Below are 24348 nucleotides of genomic sequence, written 5' to 3' on the forward strand. Positions count from 1 at the left end.
CTACGCGACGCCCTCACGGCGGATGCCGCCGCCCGCCCCGCTACTCGCTCGCGATCCGTGCGTGCACACCGCGTGCAGCGCGGAGCAGCCAGGGGTCGCCGTCCTGCGCCCACCGCGCCAGCGCTGCATCCGCTCTGGCGCGATTCGCGCCGGTCAGCCGCTGCACGAGTGGGAGCACGACGTCAAAGGTGAGCGGATCCGCGAGCTCGGGCACAGCCGCACCGCGCAGAAACCCTTCGATGCGGGTGAGGTCGTTGTTGTCGAGCCGGGTCACGTTCGCCTGCAGCAGCACGATCGCGGCGAGGCGGCGCTCGAACACTGGCACGTTCCAGAGTTCGGAACTGAGCGCGGTCACCTCGTCGTGGGTCATGCTCCTATGTCGACGGGCCAGGTCGCGAACCGTTCCTCGCACGGCGCCCACCGAGGCGCCATAGACCTCGAGCTCGTCGCCCAGCTGCGCCTGCCACTCGGCTGCCCGCTCCCAGGTCGCTTCGTACTGCAGCGTGCGATCTACGAAGTCGCCGGCGTCGCTCATTCGTCTATTCTGCGCCGGCCGAGACCGCGCGAGCGGCCCGAATGATCACCACGATCAGGGCAAGCAGGGCAGCCGCACTCACCAGGTACAAGACCATGCCCCACGGGGTATGATCGGCACCCGAAATCAGGAACGTGTCGGCGAGCGACATGCCGGGGCCGAACGAGACAAAGAAATGTCCGGGAGCAGCAAACACCAGCAGCACGAGATAGGCCGCCACGACCGGCCACACCCGACTGGTGCGGCGCATGGTCGCGACCAGCAGGATCTCCCCGGCCAGCAGCAGCCCGATGCCAGCCCAGGTGACGACTCCGTTTGCGCTCAGGCTTTCACCAGCGAGGGCCATGTCGGCGCGAATCTGCCCGAGCGCTGCGCCCGGCACCGCCGCGAGCGGATTCCACACCAGAATCTGCAGCGCCCCCGCAATTGCATACAGCATAACGACCGCGAAGCCCACGGCGGCCACCCTGACTGCGGGCCGCGGTAGTCGTGTTTCGGTGTTACCCATCAAGCAAGCGTACCGAGCATCCGTTCTGAGAAGCGGATGCCGGCATCTCAATGCACCAGCGCCAGCAGCAGCGCGACGGCCACGAACAGCACGCCGAACGTGCGGTTGAGAATCAGCTGCCCGCGAGCGGTGTTCGTGAAGCGCTGAAACGATTTCGCCGCCACCGCGAAGAACAGCCACATCACCATCACGTCGATCAGCACCACGGTGACCGTCAGCACAAGGTACTGCGGCAGCAGCGGCTGCTCGGGCCGAATGAACTGCGGCATGAACGCGAGAAAGAACACGAGCGCCTTGGGGTTCAGCAGGTTCACCCACAGACCGCGGCGAAACATCGACCCGGCCGGTTCGCGCGTGCGCGGTGCAGCCAGGTCCCTCGTCGGGTCAGGCTTCTGCACCAACAGACGGATGCCCAGAAACACCAGGTAGGCGGCCCCGGCATACCGAATCACATTGAATAGCACGGGAGAATTGGCCACGAGCACGCCCACGCCGAGCGCCACCACGGCCACGTGCACCACGAGTGCCGCCTGCTGCCCGAGGATTCCCCAGATCGAGCGACGAAACCCGCTGGTCAGCGAGTTGTTCATGGTGTTGATCGCTCCCGCGCCCGGGGTGAAGCTGATCAGCACGCCTGCGCCGACGAGGGCCAGCCAGAGGGAAAGTTGCACACGCCAGCGTAGCGCGGGAGCCGGAGATCGAATTCCAATCGGCGCATCGTGCAAATAGGTTTCGTCTGAAATCAAATAGACCCACAGTGAAGACTGTCAAGAACACCGTGATTTCGGTGCGAAAAGAGGAAACAGTTCAATTGTTGTCAAGCTGCGGTAAAATAGAACGGTGCATGACATCGAATACCCGGCGTTCGCGTTCGACAGCGACCTCACGCGGGAAATCATCGCATTTGAGCGTGCCCGAGCAAATTTGAGTCGGGGAACCACTCCGTCGATCATCTACTCTCAACTCAAAGAGCTGTTCCAACTACTGACCAGCATCATGTCCGCCCGCATCGAGGGAAACCGAACATCCATCTTGGACGCCGTCACCGGCGCGGCCGAAAGTAGGCTCGGTAACAGCCTCCGGCCTCAGAATGAGGGTGTCCGGGAGATCCTCAACATTCAGCGTGCGATCACGTTTATCGACGCCAACGTCGGGTCGTCGCCCGTCGACCATCTCTTTATCCGCGAACTTCATCGAATTGTCGTCGATGGTCTGTCACGGGAGGGCGACCACACGCCCGGTGCATATCGCCTGGGAGAGGTCTCCATAGGGCATTCTGCGCATCATCCGCCGTGGCCATCTGACGTACCGGATTACATGTCCGTTTTGGTCGCATTCATCGCCCAACCACAAGCTCCGCACAATCAGCTGCTCCAAACAGCGATCGTGCACCATCGATTTCTCTGGATCCACCCCTTCGGAAACGGGAACGGTCGCGTCGCTCGATTGATCACCTACGCAATGTTGATTCAGCACGGGTTCTCCTCCTCGGCCGGCTACGGGGCTGTGAACCCCACCGCCGTTTTCGGTGCAGACCGACAGGCATATTACGACAATTTGGAACTTGCTGACACGCTTGAAAATGATGGAGTTGTTGCTTGGTGTACCTATGTTCTTCGAGGTTTGAACTCTGACTTGGCGAACTTGGCGAGACTCAGTGACGCCGAATTCGTCATTCATCAGGTTCTTGTGCCCGCTGTCGAACGACTCCGCGCTGCCGGCGGTCTGACGCTCAGGGAGGCTGAAGCACTGAGCATCGCTGCGGCGCAAACGACTGTCAAGGCGGCCGATCTCGAGAGCGCCTTTCCGGGTTCCGCGTCCAGCCGCAGCCATGCCATCAAGCGGTTGATCGATCGTGGTCTGCTCGTCCCGGTCGAGTCAGGGGCGCGGTCCTATCGACTCGCATTCGTACCGAACGACCTCACGGTCCATCTCGTTCGTCGCCTGGATATGGCCGACTTGCTTCCAACGATCCTGAAGGATCATGAGCTGTGAGCCGGACCATGCTTCTGTCACTCGCGCTTTCGCCTTACGCCACCTAAAATGTAAGTCATGAAGGCCATCGTCACCCTGAGCAGCAAAGGCCAACTAACGCTTCCCGCAGCAGTGCGCAAAGCCCTACAGCTTGAACGCGGTGATCGACTGGAAATCTCGATCGACGAAGCCAGCGGCACGATCAACATAGCGCCGGTGGCGCACATCGAAGCCCTCAGTGCACGAATCTCCAGCTACGCGACGATCGTCGAGCCCGTCACAGACGTCGACGCTTACTACCAGGAACACCGTAACGACGAGAGCGCACATTGAGCGCATCCTTGGACGCAAATGTCGTTCTTCGATTGCTGCTGAACGATGTGCCCGAACAGCACGACGCCGCTGTGGCGCTGCTTCACACGGGCGGCACCTTTGTCGTGTCCGATATCGCACTCGTCGAGACAGTGTTCGTGTTGGGGCACGCGTACGGGCTCAATCGTGAGCAGCAGCGAGAAGCAATCCAGGGTCTCGTGAATCTGCCCCAAATCGTCGCCAATGCCGCCCTGTTCGATCGCGTACTGGCTTTGTTCGTCGGGCATCCCAACCTGTCGTTTGAGGACTGCTACCTCGTGACGTCGGCAGAGCTGACATCGAATCAGCCGCTGTACACCTTCGACCGCAAATTGGCCAGCCAAACGGATGCTCGCCTGCTGGTGACCGCCTAGCGACCCGCGCGTCAGACTCGCTACAGGTCCAAACTCAGCAGGTGGTAGCTCAGCGTCTTCCCGTGTCCGTCGAGGGTGGGCGACCCCGTCACACCGCCGCCGAGCACGCCCGGCAGCTCGAACACGAAACCCGGCAGCTGTGGCAGGGCTGTGCGTCGCACGTCGCCGGTGACCAGATCGCCGAAGTGCGCTGCAACCACCGCGCCGGTCAGACGATGCAGTAAATACCGAAACGACTCGTCGTCGCGGGGGAACACCGCCAGAATCAGCGTCGACCCTTTGTCGCCGGTGCGAACATCCGCCAACAGATCGAGCGCGGTCATTTTGTCACCTCCAGTAGGTGCACGTCGGTGGGCACCAAATGCCGCGGAATCAGGCACGACCTGATCGACAGCACCTCGGTGGTTGAGCGACGGGCCCCGCCACCAGCGGCTGGGCCGTTCGTGTAGAGGGCCTCGACTTCCCAGCCCACGGCATCCGCTGCGTCAAAGCTGGCGGCTTGGGCGGTGACGCGCAGGCGCACTTCATGGGGGTCGCTGCGGGCGTCCAATCCACGGAATGCGGCGCCGGCGCCGATGAACTCGACGAAGATGTTCTCGGCGGCAAGGCCGTGCACCTCGCGCAGCCGCTGTCGCACGATGTCGCCGGCGAGCTCGGCGCGCTGCAGCGCTCTCGGGCCGGCATAGCTGATCTGCCCCTCGCCGAGCCAGCCGCCGCGAAAGCCGAGGGTTACTTTCAGTTCGTCGGGGCGGATGCCGCCGGTCGCGCCCTCGACGGCGACCCGGTCGGTCGCTACCTGCGAGAACGACACTCCGGTGAAATCTGCGGTGACGTCGGGTGTGAGGTACGCGACCGGGTCGCCCACTTCGTAGAGCAGCTGTTCCGCGCAGGTGCGGGTGGTGAGCGTGCCGCCGGAGCCGTCGAGCTTGCCGAAGACGGCCGAGCCGTCGGCCCGCACGTCGGCGAACGGAAACCCCAGGTAGGCCAGGTTTGGCACCGGCTTGGTCACCGGATCCGCATAGTAGCCGCCCGTGAGTTGCCCGGCGCATTCGAGAAGATGCCCGACCGCAGTTCCCGCCCCGAGCGTTGCGTAGTCGGAAGCCTGCCACCCGAATTCGAACGCGAGGGGCGCGAGATAGAGCGAAGGATCAGCGAGGCGACCGGTGATCACAACGTTGGCGCCGAGTTCGAGCGCGGAAATCACCGCACCAGCACCGATATAGGCATTTGCCGAGACGAGTTCTTCGGCGTGCTCCGACAGATGCCGACCGGTTTCCCAGACAACGGGGTTGTGGCGACGCACCTGCTCGAGCACGTCGTCGCCGGTGACGGCGGCGACACGTACCGGCCCGGCCGCGACCTCGGCGGCGGTGCGAGCCACGAGCTCTGCGGCGGCGACGGGGTTCGCTGCGCCGGCGTTGGTGACCACGGTCGTGCCGTTGGCCGTCGTGTGGGGCAGTACCGCGCGCATCCGCTTGTCGAGCAGCGGGTCAAAGCCTGCGTTCGAGTCGATCAGGCGACGGGCCTGGCCGGTGGCGACAGTGCGCTCACCGAGACACTCGAAGATGAGGTAGTCGAGCTCGCCGCGTTCGGCGAGGTCGCGGGCCGGGTCGATGCGGTCACCCGAGAATCCCGCGCCGGCGCCGAGCCGCAGCGTGCTGCGCGCGGTGCTCACGCGGCCCACAGGGGGATGACACCCGTGGCGATGGCGACGGCGAGCATGCCGAGGCTGACCAGCCAGGCCCAGCCGATCATGTGGCGAATATGCCGGCCGATGTCGACCTGGCCGAGGCCCACGAGCAGGTAGAACGCTCCGGTGAGCGGGCTGATGGGGAATCCCATTGTTTCTTCTCCAATGACTGAGGCCTGCGCGAGGTGCAGTGCGCTGATGCCGAACTGGTCGCCGACGCCGACGAGCACCGGCAGAAAGCCGAAGTAGTAGGCGTCCGGCCCGAAGACGAGGCTGAGCGGAACGCCGATGATGCCCACGATGAGCGGGAGCGCCGGCATGATCGCGTCGGGAATGAGCAACGCCGTGCTCGTGGCCATCGCGTCGATCATGCCGCTGCCCTCGAGCACGCCGAGCAGCACGCCAGCGGCGAGCAGGGTGCTCGCCATAAGCATCGCGCCCTTGGCGTGCGCGTCGAAGCGCTCGCTTTGAATCTTGAGTCCGGGGTAGTTGATCACCAGGGCGAGGCTTGCGGCGACCATGAATACCATCGCGGGGGAGGCGACGGCCGAGATGAGTGTGGCCAGCGTGGCCACGAGCAGAATGGTGTTCACCCACATGAGCTTCGGGCGAAGCAGGGTCGACTGCAGTGTCGCCTGATCGGTCGCCACGCCGCCCGAGGTGGGTTCAGTAAACAGCTCAGTCGCCATTGGCCGAGAACGGATGCCTGCAGCGTCCCCGCCGCGTGCGCCAGACCACCCGAACCAACGCGGTGCGGGGGAGAAATCGCCGAGTGCGACACGTTCCAGGCGGCGTGCTTCTCGACGACCCAGCAGGTAGGCCACACCGAGGGACATCAGGATGCCCGCGATCTGCGCCGGAATGAGCGGCACCCAAATCTCGTTGGCGTCCACGTTGATGGTGGCCGCGGCGCGGGCGGTCGGTCCGGCCCAGGGCATCAGGTTCATGACGCCGGCGCCGAGACCGACGCAGGTCGTGAGGACGAGACGACTCATGCCGAGTCGCTCGTAGAGTGGCAGCATGGCGGGGATCGCGATCAGAAACGTGGTGGCGCCGGCGCCGTCGAGGTGCGCCACGATGGCCAGGGCAGTGGTCGCCACGGTCACGGTGGCGGGCGCGCTGCCAGCGAGTTTCACGATGCGGTTGATCACAGGGTCGAACAGCCCGGCGTCGCGCATCACGCCGAAGAACAGAATGGCGAACACAAACATGGCGGTGACGCCGACCACTCCGGAGAGCCCGTCCTGAATGAATCCGGCGATTTCGAGCGGTGAGTTACCGGCCACGAGGGCGGCGAGAATCGGCACCACCGCGAGTGCGATGACGGCGGCCACGTATTGCTTGAGCAGCAGCGCCAGAATGATGGCTATGGTGGCATAGCCCAAAATGGAAAGCATCATTGATCCCCTTAGGTTCTCTCCGAGTCTGCGTCACGACTACCTATGCGGGCCAACATCAGTTGGGCATAAACTCATGCAAATGAGCATAAATCTGACGGTCTCGCATCTGCGTGGCGTCGTCGCCCTTGCCGACTGCGGTAGCTTCACGGCCGCTGCACGGTCGCTCGGCCTCGCGCAATCCGCACTCAGTCGCACGATCGCCGATGCGGAACAACGTCTGAACGTGAGCCTGTTCGTGCGCACAACACGCAGCGTGCACGCCACCGCCGATGGGCGGGAGGTCGCCGAACACGCCCGCCGTATTCTGCTCGGGTTCGACGCGGGAATGCGCGACATCGAGAGTTTTCTCACCGGCGATCGCGGTTCGGTCTCCATCGCGTGCCTTCCCTCCCTCGCCGCGACCTTTCTCCCGCCGCACGTTCTGGCATTTCGGCAGGCGAACCCGGGCGTGCGGGTCTCAATCAAAGACGGTCTGCTCGCGAACACACTCGCTGAGGTGCGCGCCGGCACGGTTGACATGGCGGTGGTCGCCACCACCGGTCCGCTGGCAGGACTGAATCAGGAACCCATCGGCACAGACTCGTTTTATTGCTCTGTTCCGCGTACCCACCGTTTCGCGTTGCGTGCCTCGGTCGGCTGGCAGGAGCTGGCCGGCGAGGCCTTCATTGCATTCGGCCCCGACAGCAGCATTGAGAGCATCGCCCGGCGCGCCCTTGCCGATGCCGGCGCACAACTCGGCTCGATCATTCCCGCGGAGAATGTGGGTGCTGTGGCCGGACTGGTGGCCGCCGGCCTCGGCATCACGGCTGTTCCCGGCATGGTGCTGCCGATGATGCAATTCGCCGACCTCGCGCACATTCCACTCACGCCTACGGTGACCCGCAATATTTCCATCGCTTACCTGCCTGGGCAGCGCCAGACAGCCTGCACGCGGGCGTTCATCGAGGTTCTGCGGGCTGCTCGGGCCTGAGCGTGTGTCTTCAACCGCAGCTGAGAATGTCTGACAAGATCTCAAAATGACCAACTCTGAGCTGCACAGTTTGAGTGTCGGGGAACTGATCGACACCTATTCCGGCATCCTTGACGAACTCCGCCAGCGCGGACTTATTCGCACGAAGAACGCCCCGGTTGGTGACCTCGCCGAGTACGCGGCCTCGATCGCCTACGACGGCATCCTGGAGAAGGACTCCGCCAAGTCGTATGATCTGCTCGCCGGTGACGGTCGTCGCGTGCAGGTGAAAGTGCGGAACGTCGTCGCGGATACCAGCCCATCGCAGATCTTCTCCGCGATCAGGTCTGATGGATATGACGTATGTCTATTCGTGCTCGTCATAGATAACTGGGTGACCCTGGCCAAGGAATGGTCGCCGGCTGATGTCAAAGTGCATGGACGGTATCAGGCGCACACGAACTCCGTCGTGGTGCAGGTTGGGACAGTGATGGTGAACGGCACCGATGTCACACCGATGCTGCAGTCGGCGTGGACAGACATGCGGGCAATCGTGGCCACGGCCGACGACGTCTAAATCGGCTGCCCGGCATCGTGAAGAACGATGGCTCTATCTGAACTCCTCAACATTCGACTAGCGTTGCTCGTTAGAAGCATTACGCCCCGAACTGGGTGCAGAAGCATGTGGCAATCGCCGTGGGACCAATTTCCGTACTTATAGGGTAAAAATATGCCCGAACAAGAAACTGCTCAAGTGCCTGATGAACTGTTGAAATCGCCTGACGACAATCACAATTCTCTGGCTGACCAGCCAGACCTGGAAGTGCCCGAGGGACGCGTCGGTAGCGAGTCCTCCCTAACAAGAGTTTGTTCCTCCTGCAGCGTTCAGTCTCAGACCCAGGGGGAATTCTGTCCTAATTGCGGCAAGGGCTTTCTCAAAGTGAATGCGTGGAAAAACCGAAGAGTGCGGGTGACAGCAATCGTCATTGCTGCCGTGGTGCTGCTCGGTGGGGCCAGCGCGGCGATTGCAATGACTATCGCGCACAATGATGAAGTCGTAGCCGCCGAAGCGTCTGCGAAAGCAGCAAAAGTCGAAAAGGAGAGTGCGGCAGCGCGATTGGCCGCATCGGTAAAAGCCCAAGAAGTGGCCGATGATGCCGAGCGGGCAGTTCGTCTATCGATGGTGGGTGAAGTCGAAGGTTCAATCACCACGGACGCCCAGAAAAAGGTCAGTGAGGAGACTCTCGAAGGCCCTATCCTGCGGTCGTCTTGCACGCCACTCGGAGGTGGCTCCACGGACGATCTCACGGCGCTCACTACAACATATTCCTGCATAGCGATTAGCACGGAAAATGCTGACGGAACAGCTAGCGGTTACAGATTTTCTGCGACAGTGAATTGGAATGACGGGTCATATACGTGGCACCTTGGTGACTAAGTAGGGTGTGCAAAGCTAAATCACTGCTTGATGCGAATAAATGGGGGACCGCTTGAGCCGAACAATTGCACGCGCCTACTATTCAGCGCCTGTCCATGAGTATCTTCGAGAGGCCTCAAGCACTGTTCTCGGGCGATTGATTGCGGACGCAAGAAATGTCGAGCAAACGCAGCTTGTGGCATGGCAGCAGCAGATCGAAATCCTCAAACGAGAGCTCGCAGTGGATCCGCTGGGCGATGTGTATTTTGAGTTCTCAATTCCGCGAGTTGGCCGGCGAGCCGACGTCGTTGTTGTTAAGGACTCGGCAATCTTCGTACTTGAATTCAAGGTCGGGGCAGAGAATTTTGACGCCGCTGACATACGACAGGCGGAGGGTTACGCAATTGATCTAAAGAATTTCCATAGCACCAGCGAAAACGTGCCTATTATTCCTGTGCTGATTTGCACGCGTGCGCAGGTACGGGAAGTGGAACTCGTCTTCAACGAAGACAAAGTAGCGGCGCCAATTCTCTCAAACGGCCACAATCTCGGGTGGATTCTTTCGAGTGTTACAGGAGAAGCCAACCTAGCGCCTATTGACGCCACGCAATGGGCGGGTGGAACATATAACCCCACCCCGACGATTATTGAAGCGGCGCAATATTTGTATGCAAACCACAGCGTTGTCGAAATTAGCCGGAGTGGAGCGACGGCTGAAAATCTGTCGCTGACAACTGAAACAATTCAGGAAGTAGTGCGAAGCTCTCGCAAACGGGGCAGGAAGAGTATCTGCTTTGTCACTGGAGTGCCGGGATCGGGCAAAACCCTCGCTGGCCTGAATATTGCAACGGTTCTCGACAGTGAGGACCAACAACTTGAACAGGACTTGGCGGTTTTTCTGTCAGGCAACGGGCCGTTAGTGACGGTACTTCGGGAGGCGCTGGCCCGCGATACTAAGATCCGTAACCCTGAGGCATCCATTACCAGTGCGCGGCGAGAAACTGAACGATTCATTCAAAATGTTCACCACTTCCGGGATGAAACGATGCGCGACCCAAAGGCGCCACGTGAGCGCGTCGTAGTTTTCGATGAAGCGCAAAGGGCCTGGGACAAGGCTCAGACCGTCAAATTCATGTCGCAGAAGAAGGGCATTGTGGACTTCGATATGTCCGAGCCGGAATTCCTGATAGGAGTAATGGATCGGCACGTCGATTGGTGCGTTGTTGTTGCTCTGATTGGGGGTGGACAAGAAATCAACACTGGCGAGGTCGGTCTGCCGGGCTGGTTCGACGCCCTTAAGCTGAAGTATCCCGAATGGGATGTGTACTTCTCTTCCCAATTGTCAGACGATGCCTACGATGGAGGGGACCTTGACTTTGCTGAGCTTGCGTCAGACGTACGAGTCGCAGAATCAAGGCCGGGGCTTCATCTATCGACGTCGATGCGGTCCTTTCGGGCCGAATACCTTTCACGCATGGTTCATTATTTGATTAACAATGAGCCAGGCTTGGCTCAAATTGAATATCGGAAATTCCAGGCGGACTATCCCATATATATTACTCGAGACATTGGCGATGCTCGCGCCTGGCTAGTTCACCAGAATCGCGGAACAGAATCGCGCGGCGTTCTCGCCTCCTCGGGCGGAATGCGGCTGCGACCTTATGGAATTCACGCGTCGAATCGCCTTGAACCGGCGCAGTGGTTCCTCAACGAACCATTGGATGTCCGTTCGAGCGATGCTATGGAGCTCGTCGCAACAGAGTTCGACATTCAGGGTTTGGAGCTCGACTGGTCCCTCATCGGTTGGGACGCGGACCTGCGTCATACCGGGAAAGAGTTTAAACACTGGCAGTTCAAGGGAACGGCTTGGCAGGCCCGCCGTAGTGCCAGCAGCCAACGATTTTTAGAGAACGCCTATCGCGTACTCCTTACCAGAGCTCGCCAAGGAATGGTCATTTTTGTGCCAATGGGAGATGCGAGCGACCCTACGCGTGCATCCGAGTTCTACGACGGAACCTACGAGTACCTGCGTAGATGCGGGCTGGAGGGCTTGACTAGCCGCGAAACGATTACTGCACTTGTTGTCGGCGACGGCGACGGCGACGGCGAATGAGCAAATCACTATGCCAGTAGGAATGGGGCTGCTCCACAGATGTGCGTGTTCATTGGATGAGGTACCCATCCCTTGGCCAAGCCTGAGGCCGATGAGTAGTTACAGTTCGAAGCATGTGTCAAAGCCCGAAGCGGCCAGGTCCGCTTGCTTCACAAACGTTGCCCGACTGGGAAAGTAGACGTGAATATGGTTTTAGGGGGTCGACCATTATTTCTTCCGTGATTGTGTCCCAGTTTGCTGGGATCGCTGCCGTAATGCTGTGGGCGGGTGTCTTGCCATTTGCTGCCTCGTGGATGCTTGACGGCATCGTTCAGGTACTTCGGCACAACGGCCTGAAATTGTTCTGGATGGCTCTTGGCTTCACCATTGTTGTGGCGGGCGCGGGGTACCTCGCCCGGCAATACGGGTTGGGTGCTTCGGACGTTTCTGCAGCCTCGATTTCAGCTATGAGTTCCCTGGCCCAGACCTTTCTCATTTTCACGATTCCGATTTCACTCATCGCATTCATTGGGCGCACGATCAAGCTCATGCGCAAAACCCGATGACCAAACACGACCTCGAAACCTGGCAGCCCTCCGCCTGGGGCAAGGCGCTCACCGGATCCGGTGACTGGCAACTCGCCTTCCACGACGACATCGTCACGGTGACCGTTGCCGGTGCCTCCATCGCGACCGCCGTCGAGGACATCGAGACGGTGGTCGTCACCCGCGGCATGTTCTGGAGCCAGATCGAGCTGCAGGTGGGGGAGCGGGTAGACCGGCTCCGCGGCATCCGCTCGAAAGATGCCGCCGCGTTTGAGCACGCTTTCACCGCAGCACGGCAGTCGTTACAGCTTCGGCAGCTCGCCGCCGAGTTCGAAGCGGCAGCCCGCCAGGCGACACTCTGGCTCGACAGCTTCACTGCTGCGCTCACCGAACACCTGCGCACTATGGGCTGGATCACCAGGGAATTCAGCACCGAATGGGCCGCGCGCAAATCTGCCGTCGGCTTCAGTCACCTGCTCGACGAGAAGTCCTTGCGACCGCATATAGCAGCCCAGCCAGCCGACATCGCTGACACGATTGCTCACTGGTCAGAAGACGTGTTTGCCGTCATCGCGCGTGAAAATCAGAACCATCTCGAGCGTGAAACGGATGAGTGTCGGGAATTCTTCGACAGCGTGGAATCGTCGCCTCTGACCCCAGAGCAGACCCGGGCCGTTGTCTGCTTCGACAACCGGATGCTCGTTGTCGCCTCTGCGGGGTCGGGCAAGACCTCCACGATGGTCGCCAAAGCCGGATATGCGCTGCACCGCAATCTCATCCCGGCCGACAAGATACTCATGCTCGCCTTCAACTCGGCGGCAGCCAAACAGTTGCAGCAGCGCACCCGCGATCGCCTCACCCTGCTGGGGCTTGACGCAGACAAGGTTGTTGCTCGCACATTTCACGCCTTCGGCCTCGACATCATCGGTCAGGCCACCGGTAAGAAGCCGTCGCTGGCGCCGTGGCTTGAGGGTGGCAAGGACATTCAGCAACTCGGTCGGATCGTTGACCGACTTCGGGCTACTGATGTCATGTTCCGCTCGGAGTGGGACTTCTTTCGCGCGGTGCTAGCTCGTGACTACCCTGACGATAACGGGGAGAAGGTCGACGCGAGCGAGGGGTTTCAGACATCGCGCGGCGAAACCGTCAAGAGCGCTGGCGAGCGGATGATCGCTGACTGGCTGTTCTTCAACGGCGTCGACTACATCTACGAGAAGCGCTATGAAGTTGAGACCGCTGACCCCACGCACGGGCAGTACCACCCTGATTTCTTCTACCCGGCGATCAACGTTTACCACGAGCATTGGGCGATTGATGCGGATGGCTCGTCGCCCTTCGAAGGCTATCTCGAGGGCGTTGCATGGAAGCGCAAAATCCACCGCAAAAATGGCACCACTCTCCTCGAGACCACGACGTCGGAGCTGTGGGGTGGACGAGACCTTACCCGCCTGGGCGGCGAGCTCACCGAACGGGGTATCTCCCTGCAGCCCGACGCCGATCGGCTCGCCGTCGGCCAGAAGCCGGTCGAGAACGCACTCCTGCTGGGCACATTTCGTACCTTCCTCATCCACGCCAAAAGCAATTGCCTCACCGAAGAGCAGCTGAGCGAGAACCTCGCAGCGCTCGCCCACGGTCCCGTGCGCTACCGCGACGCGTCGTTCTTGAGACTGTTTACGGCCATCCGTCGGGAATGGAATGAGCAGCTGACGGCTGACGACTGCATCGACTTCGAGGACATGCTGACGCTGTCAGCGCAGCACCTTGAAGATGGCGACTGGCTAAGCCCGTATGACCTCGTAATGGTCGACGAGTTTCAAGACGCAAGCTTTGCCCGCGCCCGACTGGCTCGTGCGCTCGTGAATGCACCTGGGCGCTGTCTGTTCGCCGTCGGCGACGACTGGCAGAGCATCAATCGCTTCGCTGGCGCTGATGTCTCGGTCATGACCGGCTTCGAGAACTGGTTCGGCTCGAGTGAGACCATGCGTCTCGAGCGCACCTTTCGTTTTCCACAATCAGTAGCGGATGTCTCGAGCGCCTTCGTCATGCAGAACCCTGGGCAGATCGCGAAGAGCGTCGTTTCGTCGACCGCCGAGTATGCCCCAACGGTGGACATAATGACGGTCGACACGGAGAATGCCGTGGCAGCAGCCGTACGTCATCGATTGACGACTTTGCATACCCGCGTGGCGAGTGGCGAGGTCCCCAGCGTCCAGGGGCGCAAGCTGTCGGTGCTCGTACTCGGCCGGTATCGCCACCAGAGCAGTTACTTGGAGGGCTGCAAGCCCCTCGCGGACCTGCTCGACATCTCGTTCATGACGATCCACGCGTCGAAAGGAGGAGAGGCCGACTACATCGTGATACCCGGCATGGTGTCGGGAAAATGGGGATTTCCGAGCACCATTCCGAACGACCCGGTGTTGCGGCTCGCTATGCCGGCTGCCGAGGAATTTCCGAAGGCTGAGGAACGCCGCCTGTTCTACGTGGCGCTGACCCGCGCCCGCCGCAGTGTGCTTTTAGTCACCATCAACAAACGCGAATCGCGCTTCGTAATGGAACTCATCCGTGATCAGGCCGTGTTGCGCACGAATGCGATCGGCGAGGTGCTGCACTCGGTCGTCTGCCCGCGCTGCGGCCGCGGGTTCATGGTCGAGCGCACCAGTAAACGCGGGGCTTTTCTCGGCTGTCGGCGTTACCCGCGCTGCAAGACTACGCTCGCCCTCGATGGAAGCCCGTCGGTGCCGGTTATGAAGCCGGCCGGCGGGTACCGCAAACCATTCACGCCGTACCGCCGCAACCGCTGACACCCCCGCATCCGTGGGCCGCGCCCGCGTCTACCCCCTCGGTACAGTCAGAAGACCACCTCATTCAGCTCAGGAGCACCATGCCCGGTTTCGCCGTCATCGACTTCGAGACCACCGGACTCTTCGCAGGCGGCAACCACCGGGTCATCGAGGTAGCCGTCGTGCACCTTAGCGCTGCCGGCCAGATCGAAGGCCAGTGGGAGACGCTCATCAACCCCGGGCGTGACCTCGGGCGCCAGGACATCCACCGCGTGCGCGCCGCCGACGTCATGAACGCACCCACCTTCGCCGAGGTCGCCCCACAGCTCGTGGCGCTACTCGACGGCCGCGTCGTCGTCGCCCACAACGCCGCCTTCGACCTGCGGTTTCTGCTCGCCGAACTTGCCCGCGCCGGCTACCCCGTCACCGAACCGGTGATCAGCCTCTGCACCATGCAACTGGCCCGCGATTTTCTGGCCGGAACCGGTCGGTCGCTCGCCGACTGCTGTGCCGCCTACGACATCGATCTCGTCGGCGCCCACCGTGCGTCCGTTGATACCTACGCCACCGCCCAATTGCTCAGCAACTACATTCTCGGTGCTGCCGACCTGATCTTGTGGGCCGATGCCCTGGATCGCGCTGCCGCCTACCGCTGGCCGACACTGCCGGTGCCGGAGCGCCCGTGGTACGCGCGGCCGAAATTTGCGACCGAGCAGACGGCATCCGCTTTTCTGGAACGCATCAGTGTGCGCCTGCCCGAAATTACCGGGCCGGCCGAACACCAGGACTACCTCGCCCTGCTCGATCGTTGCCTGCTCGATCGAAAGCTCTCGGTGCACGAAGCGCAGGCGCTCGTGCAGCTTGCCGAGGAACTCGGCCTCAGCCGCCACCGCTGCGAGCTGCTGCACGGCGAGTATTTCGCCGCGCTCGCCCGCATCGCCTGGGCCGACGGCGTGCTCACAACGGATGAGATGGCCGACCTCGTCGACGTCGCCAACCTGCTCGACATTTCCGCGGATGCCCGGGGCGCCGCGCTCGACCAGCCGGAGCCGGCGGTCGTGGTGGTGGCCAGCGCGCACTTCGAACTGCACCTGGGCGATCTGGTGGTGCTGACCGGCGAGATGATGCGGCCCCGCAGCGACTGGGAGTCGGAGCTGCTGGCCCGCGGCTTCGCCCCGAAGAGTGCCGTGACCAAGAAGGTCACGCTGCTCGTGGCCGCCGACCCGGACTCCCTCTCGGGCAAGGCGCGCAAGGCCCGCGACTACGGAATTCCGATCGTGGGAGAGGCCGCCCTGGCGCGGTTGGCGGGCGTGTTTCCGCTGCGCTGATCGCGGAACGACATCGATTCACCGCGTCGGAGTTTGCTATCGCGCGAGCCCCGCCGCACTGCTGTGCTGCGCTGTGCATGGAGCCATGTCGGTGGCTCCTGCCACACTCAACTTGTTCCCGCCGGGAGCAACTTCTGAGGGGAACACCATGACTGATCCGAACTACACCGCCATGCTGCTGGTCATCGATCGCAGCGGCTCGATGGCGGGCATCCGTGATGACATGGTGGGCGGCCTCACCACGATGCTCGCCGAGCAGGCGGCCGAGCCCGGCCTGCTCACCGTTGATATCGTCACGTTCGACACCGAGATTGAGACGCAGTGCTCCTTGGCCGACCCGAAGAACGTCACGATCTCGCTCGAGCCGCGCGGCGCCACGGCGCTCTTCGACGCCATCGGTCAGTCGGTCACCGGCTTCGGCCGGGTTCTCGCGGCGTTACCCGAGCACGCCCGCCCCGAAACCGTGCAGGTCGTCGTCGTCACCGACGGCGATGAGAACTCCAGCCGGGAGTTCGGCCTCGAAGCCGTGCGCACTCTGGTTACGCGTCAGAAAGAGCAGTACAACTGGGACTTCATGTTTCTCGGGGCCAACCAAGACGCCGTGCTGTCGGGGGAGCGCCTGGGCTTTGACGCCGGCAGTTCGATGACTTTCATGGCGAGTACCGACGCGGTGTCGAACATGAGCGCCTCGATGGGGCGTTACGTGAAAGACGTGCGCGGCAAGACCAAGCGCATGTTCGACGACGAAGAGCGGTACAGCTCCATGATGCCGGCCCCGGAGGCGCCCATCCGACCGGCTGAGACATCGCCGAAGCCGGCGAGGGGCAAAAAGGTCGAGAAGCCCTAGCAAAGCTCGGGGCCCTAGCTGCTAGGGCTGGTCGAGTGGTCGCCCGAGGACGGCGATCGCCGCGAACGGGAGGCTCGCCATGACCGATTTAGGGCCTTTGGCGGGCCCCCTCGGCTTGACCGGCGCCCACCATCGCGCACCCATCATCCGTCAGACGTCATCAGCAGCAGCCGGATGGCTATGAGGGCGAACCAGAACCTGAGTTCATGGCCACCCGACGGAGCACCGTGCGCCCGGCTGCAGATCTGCACTGCACATGTACATCGCGATCACGCTGATGTACATTTGAGGCATGTCGAAGTCAAGCGTCACCGACGCCAGGGCGCGCCTACCAGAGTTGATTGCCCAGGCCAGCTCAGAGGCCGTCTTCTTGGAGCGTCGCGGAAAAGTCGCTGCTGTGCTGGTGAGCCCCGAGCAGTACGCGCGCATGCAAGAAGCGCTTGAGGATGCTGAGGATGTCGCGGCGTTTGATGTGGCGATGGCCGACGAGGGCGACAACATTCCCTGGGAGCAGGTCAAAGCGGATCTAGGCTGGATGTGAGCAAATACCGGATCGAATTGCGCCCGGCAGCGGTCAAGGCCCTGCGACGCATTGATCCGCAGGACCGCGGTCGGGTACAAGGCGCCATCGCCCTGCTGGGCGAAGACCCTCGGCCGCCCGGGGCGAGAGCGTTGCAGGGGCGGGACGGCTATCGGGTGCGCGTGGGCAGCTATCGGATTATCTACACCATCCGCAACGACATCCTTGTGGTGGTCGTGGTCACTGTCGGCCATCGCCGGGACGTGTACGAGTAGCGCGTGGTGCTGCTCGACGGCTGCGTTATCGTGGCCCACAACGCCGCCTTCGACGTCAAAGTAGGACTACCTCGCGCTGCTCGACCGCTGTCTGCTCGACCGGCAGCTCTCCACCCACGAAGCCGAGGCGCTCTGATGCGCCAGAACCTCCCTAAATCAGCCCTGTCCGAGGGCCGCGGGGCGGCTACGTGTTGGCTAGAGTGCGGAGTGCGGATTGAAGCCCGCCCCGGGTATTCAGGACGATTGTTGGAATGCACGACCATTCAGCCGTTCACCCTGCAACGGGATCGAACGCGTCGAGCTAGCGAGAGGACAGCCAGCATGCCGCCGACTTGGCAGCCATCCGCCTGGGGCAAGGTCCTCACCAGCTCCGGCGAGTGGAAACTCGCACTCGACGGCGACACCATCACGGTCACCCTGGGCGGCGTCGATATCGTGACCGCGGTCGAGGACGTCGAGATTGTCGCCGTCACCCGCGGCCTGTTCTGGAGCCGGATCGAGCTGCACGTGGGGGAGTGGGTGAGTCGGCTCTACGGCATCCGCTCGAAGGACGCTGCCGCGTTTGAACGAGCCTTCGCCACGTCACTGCCGAAGAATTCCCCGCAGACACAGAAGCGTCGGTCGTATGGCGATCTCGGCGGGCTCGATCAGCGCAATGGTGGGATTGCGTAGGGAGATTGCGTCGATCGTATGGCGATCTCGACTGCTCCGTTTGAGCTCGGCATGCCCATCGTGCAGAATGCGTTCAACGCGGCCGTTGACTCGTCGGAACAGCGCCCGGTGGCTGCGCGGGAGCCGATCGCTTACTGACCAGAGTCGTGCCTGTCGCCTGCTCCCTGCGATTCCGTGCCGGAGCGGGCGGCATCCGCTTTGCTAGGGCGTGTCGACGATCTGCTTGCCAAGCGGCATGAGCGCGACCGGGATCAGCTTGAAGTTGGCAATGCCGAACGGGATGCCGATGATCGTCACGCAGAGAGCGATGCCAGAGAGTAGGTGCTCTAGGGCGATCCACCAGCCGGCCAGAATTACCCAGACGACGTTGCCCAGAAGAGACCCGACGCCAGCGCCCGGCGCCTCCACCACAGTCTTGCCGAACGGCCAGAGCGCGTAGACGCCAATGCGCGCCGCCGCGATTCCCCACGGGATCGTCACGATGAAAATGCACATGATTACGGCGGCCAGCATGTAGCCAAGGAACAGCCAGAAGCCTGAAAGCACGAGCCAGATGATGTTGAGGAGGGTCTTCATGATGGTTCTATTCTCTCAGGTCGCTGCTGCCGGGTCGCCGAGATTCTCGACCTGGGCCACTGCGTGACATCGTCTATCGCGACTCGATTTCGGGTGCGGCCTTGCCGGCGGCGGACAGCGCCGCTTGTCGTGCGGGCCCGGGATCGAAGACGATTTGACCCAATAGATGAAAGTCGGCGAGGGACGACAGCGTACGGATTTACTCGCTACTGCATCGCGAGGGTTCGGTGCAGCTCCGGCGCGGGGCAAGCAGGCAACTTTCTGATTTTTGCTAAACACTGCGGGCGTGACCTTGACACTGGGCTTGTGTGCTGCCAATATCGGCGCCACACGTGCCTGGCAGGCAGTACCGGAACAAGGACGTTCCAAACCACATCACGGAAGGCAATCCGATGAAACCATACGAGGATGTCAATTTCGGGCGGCCCAGAAAGCGGCTGTTGCGGACATCGGTCGGGGCGGTGATGACGGTTGTTCTCGTGGCGGTGCTTACCGCATGTGGAGGAGCGCGAACGGGCGCACAATTGCTCGACGACGTGGCGAGAGCCTTGGGCCGGAGCCCGTCCGAGGTCAGCGTGCTGGTAAAGGCTCAAACGACAGCGGCGGAATCCAGCGATGACATTTTGCGGCGTTGGGCCGCGCCTTTGCGTGAACCGGGTGCCCTGAGGGACGACGCGTTGACAGTCTCATGCCAGACGGTGATTGATCTTTCGACGTCGGATGAGCCCCTCGACGAGAAATCACTTCTGATCCTGGTGAATAATATCGCAGGGCTGGACCCGACCACAGCCAGCATGCTGGAAGTGAGAGAACTGAGTGATGCCGCCTTCAAACAACTCGGGGGAAAGAGCAATGCCCTGAGCATTCAGGTGCAATTGGATCGTTTCAAAGACGCTGTTTGCACGGGATAGGTAAGTGTGCCCCTGCATTCTGAGTGTGGTCAGGGCTCGATCCGCAGCCTTCACGCGCCACGGACACGGGCGCAGACCGAGCACAGGAGCGACCGACGAACTGCGCCTGCATATCGCGACGGCGGTGCTGGGTGCCAGCGAGCCGTTGTTGACAGGGCGGGATGACCTCAACCTGGAACAGGTCAGCGCCGTTCAGCGGGAACTGGTCGCCCACGTCATCTATCGGGTGGTGCGCTGAACTGTATTGCACGGCTAGGTCGCGTCCGCTGTTCGTATTGCATCAGCGCGCTGCCGCCATTCGTGGGAGCATGACGCATGCATAACTTCGTGAGCGACATCGTCTATCAGGCTCCGCAGCAAGGTAACTGGTGGCTCAATGGCGGCGGTTGGTTCGTGCTGGCCCTGGTGAATGCGGGCCTGGCCGAGCAGAAGAACCGCTCCCGCTGGAACTGGTTCGTGGTCTCGCTGTTTCTCGGGCCCGTCGCCACGTTCTTCGTCGTCGTATGGGAGCCGGTGACCGAGCCGGCACTCGAGGTGCGGAATCCGTTTGCGCGGGCTGACGATCGCTATCTCACCCTGGCCTTCCTGGCCCTGGTGGGCACGATCGGTGCGCTGCTCTTCACCCTGGCCGGGCAGGCCTGGTACATGTGGCTGGCCAGTGCCGTCGGTGCCGCAGCCGTCGTGGTCTTTCTCCTGCTCTTTCGACGCGCACGTGCAAAGCGGATGCTGGCGCGAGCGCACGCGCGCAGCGTCTGAGACAGGGTCGCGCGTGACTGCTGGCCTGTCTGGGAGCCAGCCCTGAGCATCCGTTTTGGGTGTATCGCTCGCGGCCATCGCTAGGTATCGTTGGCCTATCGCTGTATATCGTTAGCACTTCATACCGAGGAGGCAAATCATGGGCAATTCATTCCCCACCGGCGGGTTCAACGCTGGCAACATCGACGGCATCTGGCAGGCCATGGAACAGTTCCGCTCGCGGTTCGAGAAGCAAACGGGCACCCGAGCCGGCCGCGGTGAGGTGCGCACCGCGGTGCTCGCGCTGCTCGCCGAGCAGCCGATGCACGGCTACCAGATCATTCACGAGATCGAGGAGCGCAGCGGCGGCAGTTGGAAGCCCAGCGCCGGCTCGGTCTACCCGACCCTGCAGCTGCTGGCCGACGAAGGCCTGATCAGCGCCGAAGAGAGCAACGGTCGCAAGATCTACTCGCTCACCGACGAGGGTCGCGAGGCTGTCGCTGACGCCGATACGAGCGCACCGTGGGAAGCCACGACGTCGACTTCTGGCCACGGCCATGCGGCCCTGCCCAAAGCAGGAATCGAACTCGCCCAGGCGGCCGCCCAAGTCGGGCGCACCGGCTCGCCGGAGCAGATCAAAGAGGCCGTCACGGTGCTCGACGACGCGCGTCGCAAGCTCTACTCGATCCTCGCCCAGGACTGACGGGGTGCCACTGGTTCGACGAGGTAGCTACGATTCGACTTCGGGCGCGGGCAACATGCGCGCCCGCTACCGCCGCATTTTGCGTTTTGCCAGCTGGTATCTGGTGATCACGTGGTGGTTCGAGTTGTTCCTGCCTCGCATCGGGTTGGTGAAAATAGCTGAACGCACACGCTCCAAGCGGATGCGACGCTTCGCCCAGGGTTTCCACGTGCTCGCGGCCGACCTCGGCGGTCTCATGATCAAGGTCGGGCAGTTCATGTCCTCGCGCCTCGACGTGCTGCCGCCCGAGATCACCAAGGAGCTCGAGGGACTGCAAGACGAGGTGGCCCCCGTGCCATTCGGGGCCATTCGCGCCGCCGCCGAGGCGGAGCTGGGTATGCCGCTCGAGCGCGCGTTCACCATGGTCGACGAGACGCCGGTGGCCGCGGCTTCCCTCGGGCAGGCGCACCGGGCACGGCTGAACCCCATCGATGCCGCCGACACCGGTCTCGACACGGTCATCGTGAAGATTCAGCGACCGGGCATCGACGAGATCATCGACGTCGACCTGGCGGCCCTGCGCAAGGTGGGTGGCTGGCTCAGTCACGTGAAGCTGGTCTCCCGGCGGGTCGACATGCCGGCGCTGGTGGAGGAGTTCGCGCTCACCAGCCTCGAGGAGATCGACTACCTGCACGAGGCCGCGAGCTCCGTGCGCTTCGCCGAGGCCTTCACCGACGACGACCGGGTGGGTGTGCCCAGCGTGGTCTGGGAACGCACCACCCGCCGGGTGCTCACCCTCGAAGACGTCACGGCGATCAAGATCACCGATGTTGACGCCCTCGTGGCTGCGGGCATTGACCCGGTGGAGGTGGCCCCGGTCTTCGCGGCGGTCATGTTCGACCAGCTGTTTACGAAGGGGTTTTTTCACGCCGATCCGCACCCCGGCAACATCTTCGTAACGCCTGATGCTGAGGGCGGGTGGAAGCTGACCTTCATCGACTTCGGCATGATGGGCGAAGTACCCACCAGCACCCGCAGCGGCCTGCGCAAGCTGCTGATCGCCGCCGCGTCGCGTGACGGCCGCGGCCTGGTCAATGCCATGCGCGACGTCGGCGTACTGCTGCCGTCGGCCGAGACCAGCGAGCTCGAGCGGGCGATGACGACCCTGTTCGCCCGGTTCGGCGGCATGGGATTCGCCGAGCTGCGCGAGGTCGACCCGCGGGAGTTCCGCGACTTCGCGGTGCAGTTCGGCGACGTTGTGCGCTCACTGCCGTTCCAGCTGCCCGAGAACTTTCTGCTCATCATTCGGGCGATGTCACTCACGTCCGGGGTGTCCAGCGCACTCAATCCCGCGTTCAACCTCTGGGATTCGGTCGAGCCCTACGCCGCGCAGCTGCTGCGCGACGAGAGCGGCAACCTCGTGCAGGACTTCGCGAAGCAGGCCATGGAGACCGTCGGCATTGCCGTTCGTCTGCCGAAGCGACTCGACGAGCTCATCACCCAGTTCGAGGACGGCTCCATTACTGTCGCTACGCCGAGTCTCGAGAAACGCATCACCCGACTCGAGCGCACCGCACGGCAAACCGTGTCGGCGCTGTTGTTCGGCGCACTGCTCATTGCCGGAGTACTACTGCGAGCGGATGACGCGGTGCTGGGCACCGTACTCATAGTCGCGTCGGTCGCGCCCCTGTTGCACGCGCTGTTCGCCGGGCGTCGCGGGTTCTGAGCGGGCGGGGTCAGCTTTCGCAGCCGACGCCGTCGCCGTCGCCGTCAAGGTGATCTCCGTAGCCCACTTATCGGGGCAGTCCGTGAGAATGCGGGTCATCGCGTCGTGCTTCGCTGGCGTTGCCCACAATCCGCAGGTTGCGTTGCCCGAAATCTGGCGCGCCACGCAGGCGCACCGGTGCGACATCATCGGTGGCAACCATCCGCGCGGCATTTCTCACGACGCAGGGGGTCGCGTTTCGCTGGCACGTCTTAGAAAAAAATTCTGAACCTGCGTCAATTTAATCATGAGATTTCCTCTTCTTTGGGATCGATTTGGGCTATAATTGTGGGTGAAGGAGGCACCGACGCCATGACCCTCACCGCCCCGCCCGCCACAGCCGGCTCGATGCCGCAGGGTTCTCGCGTTGAAGCGGTGGCTCAGGCCGGTGCCATTCTGGCGGCAGCGTTTGACGATGTGCGGTTCGGTCACCTCGACGATGCTGAAGCTGTTGCGGTTCTCGCGGCGTTGGAGGGGCTCGGCCGCAAGGTCGATGGTGCCAGGCTACGCGCCACCACCGACATCGGTGTGCGCGCCGAGACCGACCTTGGCAACGGGTCGCTGGCGTACCGAAACGGATGCCGCAACCGGGTGGAATTCATCACCCAACTCGCCTGCATCTCGGGCCGCGAAGCCAAACGTCGCCTGAAACTCGGTGAGACCGCGGTGGAACGCACCCCGCTGGGTCTGCCCGTCCCGGCGCGGTACCCGGTCATCGCCGACGGCCTGACCAGCGGGGAACTCGGGGTGGAATCGGCCGAGATCATCGCCAGCACCCTCACCGCGTTGCAGGGGAAGGCCCTGCCGGGCGACCTCGACCGGGTTGAGCGTGCCCTCGTCGCGACCGCCACCGGGGCCATCACCCCGGAAACCGCCGGGCTCCCCGGCGCAGGCATCCGCTTCGCGCCCGACGTGCTGCGGGCGCAGGCAATGGAATGGCAGGCCCGCCTCGACCCCGACGGCACCGCCCCCAGCGACGACGTGACCGAGGCCAAAAGCACGCTGACGTTCGGGCTGCTGCGCAACGGGCTCTACCCGCTACGGGCCGAGGTCACCCCGGAACTGCGCGGCATCATGGACACCCTCTTCGACACCTACCTATCCGCCCGCTCACGCACCCCCATGTTCGTGCCCACCGAATCCCTTGACGGGAGTACCGACGGCGCCAGCAACGCCGAGCTGGACGGCCTCGATGACAGCGACACGGAGAGCGAGCGGTTCAGCGCCGACCCCTTTGAGGGTGACCGCCGCTTCGACGGGGATCGCCGCACCGCGGGCGAGAAACGCGCCGACATCCTCCGCGACGTCTTCCAAGCCGCCGCGCGCGACCCCAAAACCCCGACCATGGGCGGCGCCGCCCCCACCGTCATGATCCACGTCAACGCCACCGACCTCAACGCAGGCCGCGGCGTCGGCTGGATC

Annotated in this window: 28 protein-coding genes; 20 read left to right on the top strand and 8 right to left on the bottom strand. The window is 62.7% G+C overall.

The window, feature by feature from the left end:
* Positions 1 to 40: 40 nt before the first annotated feature.
* The 3 genes from CXY78_RS13480 to CXY78_RS13490 are packed head-to-tail and all read right to left on the bottom strand — an operon-like array spanning position 41 to position 1714.
* On the bottom strand, positions 41 to 535 hold the full coding sequence (locus tag CXY78_RS13480; RefSeq protein WP_104089765.1) for a DNA alkylation repair protein: 495 nt from the start codon (positions 533 to 535) through the stop codon (positions 41 to 43).
* A gap of 4 nt (positions 536 to 539) precedes the next feature.
* On the bottom strand, positions 540 to 1043 hold the full coding sequence (locus CXY78_RS13485; RefSeq protein WP_233206189.1) for a hypothetical protein: 504 nt from the start codon (positions 1041 to 1043) through the stop codon (positions 540 to 542).
* 47 nt (positions 1044 to 1090) lie between these two features.
* On the bottom strand, positions 1091 to 1714 hold the full coding sequence (locus CXY78_RS13490) for a LysE family translocator (RefSeq protein ID WP_092338871.1): 624 nt from the start codon (positions 1712 to 1714) through the stop codon (positions 1091 to 1093).
* Positions 1715 to 1883: 169 nt separating this feature from the next.
* Between CXY78_RS13490 and CXY78_RS13495 the strand changes: the two genes are divergently transcribed.
* Genes CXY78_RS13495 through CXY78_RS13505 form a run of 3 tightly spaced genes read left to right on the top strand, consistent with a single transcriptional unit; the run spans position 1884 to position 3742 of the window.
* Complete coding sequence (locus tag CXY78_RS13495) at positions 1884 to 3038, top strand: Fic family protein (RefSeq protein WP_104089767.1); 1155 nt, start codon at positions 1884 to 1886, stop codon at positions 3036 to 3038.
* Between the two features lie 57 nt (positions 3039 to 3095).
* On the top strand, positions 3096 to 3350 hold the full coding sequence (locus tag CXY78_RS13500) for an AbrB/MazE/SpoVT family DNA-binding domain-containing protein (protein WP_198417757.1): 255 nt from the start codon (positions 3096 to 3098) through the stop codon (positions 3348 to 3350).
* An 8-nt stretch (positions 3351 to 3358) separates the two neighbouring features.
* Positions 3359 to 3742, top strand: coding sequence for a PIN domain-containing protein (locus CXY78_RS13505; RefSeq protein ID WP_158253322.1), 384 nt, complete (start codon positions 3359 to 3361; stop codon positions 3740 to 3742).
* Positions 3743 to 3762: 20 nt separating this feature from the next.
* On the opposite strand, the gene CXY78_RS13510 is transcribed toward CXY78_RS13505, so the two are convergent.
* The 3 genes from CXY78_RS13510 to CXY78_RS13520 are packed head-to-tail and all read right to left on the bottom strand — an operon-like array spanning position 3763 to position 6832.
* Positions 3763 to 4065, bottom strand: a complete 303-nt coding sequence (locus tag CXY78_RS13510; RefSeq protein ID WP_092338863.1) for a hypothetical protein — start codon at positions 4063 to 4065, stop codon at positions 3763 to 3765.
* On the bottom strand, positions 4062 to 5426 hold the full coding sequence (locus CXY78_RS13515; RefSeq protein ID WP_233206190.1) for an acyclic terpene utilization AtuA family protein: 1365 nt from the start codon (positions 5424 to 5426) through the stop codon (positions 4062 to 4064). The genes CXY78_RS13510 and CXY78_RS13515 overlap by 4 nt, the downstream gene beginning before the upstream one ends.
* Entirely contained in the window at positions 5414 to 6832 is a 1419-nt protein-coding gene (locus CXY78_RS13520) for a CitMHS family transporter (RefSeq protein WP_233197145.1), read from the bottom strand. The genes CXY78_RS13515 and CXY78_RS13520 overlap by 13 nt, the downstream gene beginning before the upstream one ends.
* 79 nt (positions 6833 to 6911) lie before the next feature.
* On the opposite strand from CXY78_RS13520, the gene CXY78_RS13525 reads away from it, so the two are divergent.
* The 11 genes from CXY78_RS13525 to CXY78_RS13575 all read left to right on the top strand — a co-directional run bounded on the left by CXY78_RS13525 (position 6912) and on the right by CXY78_RS13575 (position 18257).
* Complete coding sequence (locus CXY78_RS13525) at positions 6912 to 7802, top strand: LysR family transcriptional regulator (RefSeq protein WP_199181822.1); 891 nt, start codon at positions 6912 to 6914, stop codon at positions 7800 to 7802.
* A gap of 46 nt (positions 7803 to 7848) precedes the next feature.
* Positions 7849 to 8358: a hypothetical protein gene (locus CXY78_RS13530; RefSeq protein WP_104089772.1), complete on the top strand. Its 510-nt coding sequence runs from the start codon at positions 7849 to 7851 to the stop codon at positions 8356 to 8358.
* Between the two features lie 153 nt (positions 8359 to 8511).
* The gene (locus tag CXY78_RS13535) at positions 8512 to 9219 is read left to right on the top strand and encodes a hypothetical protein (RefSeq protein WP_134505178.1); all 708 of its coding nucleotides are present in this window, start codon (positions 8512 to 8514) and stop codon (positions 9217 to 9219) included.
* Between the two features lie 52 nt (positions 9220 to 9271).
* Complete coding sequence (locus CXY78_RS13540; protein WP_199182620.1) at positions 9272 to 11311, top strand: DUF2075 domain-containing protein; 2040 nt, start codon at positions 9272 to 9274, stop codon at positions 11309 to 11311.
* Between the two features lie 218 nt (positions 11312 to 11529).
* On the top strand, positions 11530 to 11856 hold the full coding sequence (locus tag CXY78_RS13545; protein ID WP_092338855.1) for a hypothetical protein: 327 nt from the start codon (positions 11530 to 11532) through the stop codon (positions 11854 to 11856).
* A complete protein-coding gene (locus CXY78_RS13550; RefSeq protein WP_104089777.1) occupies positions 11853 to 14636 on the top strand; it encodes a UvrD-helicase domain-containing protein in 2784 nt (927 codons plus the stop codon). Before CXY78_RS13545 ends, CXY78_RS13550 begins: the two co-directional genes overlap by 4 nt.
* A gap of 80 nt (positions 14637 to 14716) precedes the next feature.
* On the top strand, positions 14717 to 15943 hold the full coding sequence (locus tag CXY78_RS13555; protein WP_092338852.1) for an exonuclease domain-containing protein: 1227 nt from the start codon (positions 14717 to 14719) through the stop codon (positions 15941 to 15943).
* A gap of 148 nt (positions 15944 to 16091) precedes the next feature.
* On the top strand, positions 16092 to 16790 hold the full coding sequence (locus CXY78_RS13560) for a vWA domain-containing protein (protein ID WP_104089779.1): 699 nt from the start codon (positions 16092 to 16094) through the stop codon (positions 16788 to 16790).
* Between the two features lie 292 nt (positions 16791 to 17082).
* A complete protein-coding gene (locus CXY78_RS13565) occupies positions 17083 to 17331 on the top strand; it encodes a type II toxin-antitoxin system Phd/YefM family antitoxin (RefSeq protein ID WP_104089781.1) in 249 nt (82 codons plus the stop codon).
* A complete protein-coding gene (locus CXY78_RS13570) occupies positions 17328 to 17585 on the top strand; it encodes a type II toxin-antitoxin system RelE/ParE family toxin (protein WP_092338846.1) in 258 nt (85 codons plus the stop codon). Before CXY78_RS13565 ends, CXY78_RS13570 begins: the two co-directional genes overlap by 4 nt.
* A gap of 321 nt (positions 17586 to 17906) precedes the next feature.
* Positions 17907 to 18257: a hypothetical protein gene (locus tag CXY78_RS13575; protein ID WP_158252725.1), complete on the top strand. Its 351-nt coding sequence runs from the start codon at positions 17907 to 17909 to the stop codon at positions 18255 to 18257.
* 201 nt (positions 18258 to 18458) lie between these two features.
* Here CXY78_RS13575 and CXY78_RS13580 read toward each other — a convergent pair whose 3' ends face one another.
* Positions 18459 to 18833, bottom strand: a complete 375-nt coding sequence (locus CXY78_RS13580; protein ID WP_104089784.1) for a YccF domain-containing protein — start codon at positions 18831 to 18833, stop codon at positions 18459 to 18461.
* A gap of 332 nt (positions 18834 to 19165) precedes the next feature.
* On the opposite strand from CXY78_RS13580, the gene CXY78_RS13585 reads away from it, so the two are divergent.
* The 5 genes from CXY78_RS13585 to CXY78_RS13605 all read left to right on the top strand — a co-directional run bounded on the left by CXY78_RS13585 (position 19166) and on the right by CXY78_RS13605 (position 22887).
* A complete protein-coding gene (locus tag CXY78_RS13585; RefSeq protein WP_140425711.1) occupies positions 19166 to 19744 on the top strand; it encodes a hypothetical protein in 579 nt (192 codons plus the stop codon).
* A 25-nt stretch (positions 19745 to 19769) separates the two neighbouring features.
* Positions 19770 to 19982 (top strand): hypothetical protein, encoded by a 213-nt coding sequence (locus tag CXY78_RS13590; RefSeq protein WP_104089787.1) that lies wholly within the window; start codon positions 19770 to 19772, stop codon positions 19980 to 19982.
* Positions 19983 to 20059: 77 nt separating this feature from the next.
* Positions 20060 to 20500, top strand: a complete 441-nt coding sequence (locus tag CXY78_RS21265; RefSeq protein WP_199181820.1) for a hypothetical protein — start codon at positions 20060 to 20062, stop codon at positions 20498 to 20500.
* A 139-nt stretch (positions 20501 to 20639) separates the two neighbouring features.
* A complete protein-coding gene (locus CXY78_RS13600; RefSeq protein ID WP_104089788.1) occupies positions 20640 to 21182 on the top strand; it encodes a PadR family transcriptional regulator in 543 nt (180 codons plus the stop codon).
* A 55-nt stretch (positions 21183 to 21237) separates the two neighbouring features.
* Positions 21238 to 22887, top strand: a complete 1650-nt coding sequence (locus CXY78_RS13605) for an AarF/ABC1/UbiB kinase family protein (protein ID WP_104089790.1) — start codon at positions 21238 to 21240, stop codon at positions 22885 to 22887.
* 10 nt (positions 22888 to 22897) lie between these two features.
* On the opposite strand, the gene CXY78_RS22155 is transcribed toward CXY78_RS13605, so the two are convergent.
* Positions 22898 to 22954: an excalibur calcium-binding domain-containing protein gene (locus CXY78_RS22155; protein WP_134505180.1), complete on the bottom strand. Its 57-nt coding sequence runs from the start codon at positions 22952 to 22954 to the stop codon at positions 22898 to 22900.
* Positions 22955 to 23238: 284 nt separating this feature from the next.
* Between CXY78_RS22155 and CXY78_RS13610 the strand changes: the two genes are divergently transcribed.
* Positions 23239 to 24348, top strand: a 1110-nt coding sequence (locus CXY78_RS13610) for a DUF222 domain-containing protein (RefSeq protein ID WP_140425712.1), incomplete at its 3' end; no start/stop codon positions are given.

It is taken from the genome of Cryobacterium sp. N19 (genome assembly GCF_002929595.1).
GTDB lineage: Bacteria > Actinomycetota > Actinomycetes > Actinomycetales > Microbacteriaceae > Cryobacterium > Cryobacterium flavum.

Coding starts and splice junctions, on each gene's coding strand:
- CXY78_RS13480 (WP_104089765.1), bottom strand. CDS start 535: ATGAGCGACGCCGGCGACTTCGTAGATCGCACGCTGCAGTACGAAGCG.
- CXY78_RS13485 (WP_233206189.1), bottom strand. CDS start 1,043: ATGGGTAACACCGAAACACGACTACCGCGGCCCGCAGTCAGGGTGGCC.
- CXY78_RS13500 (WP_198417757.1), top strand. CDS start 3,096: ATGAAGGCCATCGTCACCCTGAGCAGCAAAGGCCAACTAACGCTTCCC.
- CXY78_RS13510 (WP_092338863.1), bottom strand. CDS start 4,065: ATGACCGCGCTCGATCTGTTGGCGGATGTTCGCACCGGCGACAAAGGG.
- CXY78_RS13520 (WP_233197145.1), bottom strand. CDS start 6,832: ATGATGCTTTCCATTTTGGGCTATGCCACCATAGCCATCATTCTGGCG.
- CXY78_RS13525 (WP_199181822.1), top strand. CDS start 6,912: ATGAGCATAAATCTGACGGTCTCGCATCTGCGTGGCGTCGTCGCCCTT.
- CXY78_RS13530 (WP_104089772.1), top strand. CDS start 7,849: ATGACCAACTCTGAGCTGCACAGTTTGAGTGTCGGGGAACTGATCGAC.
- CXY78_RS13535 (WP_134505178.1), top strand. CDS start 8,512: ATGCCCGAACAAGAAACTGCTCAAGTGCCTGATGAACTGTTGAAATCG.
- CXY78_RS13550 (WP_104089777.1), top strand. CDS start 11,853: ATGACCAAACACGACCTCGAAACCTGGCAGCCCTCCGCCTGGGGCAAG.
- CXY78_RS13555 (WP_092338852.1), top strand. CDS start 14,717: ATGCCCGGTTTCGCCGTCATCGACTTCGAGACCACCGGACTCTTCGCA.
- CXY78_RS13560 (WP_104089779.1), top strand. CDS start 16,092: ATGACTGATCCGAACTACACCGCCATGCTGCTGGTCATCGATCGCAGC.
- CXY78_RS13565 (WP_104089781.1), top strand. CDS start 17,083: ATGTCGAAGTCAAGCGTCACCGACGCCAGGGCGCGCCTACCAGAGTTG.
- CXY78_RS13575 (WP_158252725.1), top strand. CDS start 17,907: ATGCCGCCGACTTGGCAGCCATCCGCCTGGGGCAAGGTCCTCACCAGC.
- CXY78_RS13580 (WP_104089784.1), bottom strand. CDS start 18,833: ATGAAGACCCTCCTCAACATCATCTGGCTCGTGCTTTCAGGCTTCTGG.
- CXY78_RS21265 (WP_199181820.1), top strand. CDS start 20,060: ATGCATAACTTCGTGAGCGACATCGTCTATCAGGCTCCGCAGCAAGGT.
- CXY78_RS13600 (WP_104089788.1), top strand. CDS start 20,640: ATGGGCAATTCATTCCCCACCGGCGGGTTCAACGCTGGCAACATCGAC.
- CXY78_RS13605 (WP_104089790.1), top strand. CDS start 21,238: ATGCGCGCCCGCTACCGCCGCATTTTGCGTTTTGCCAGCTGGTATCTG.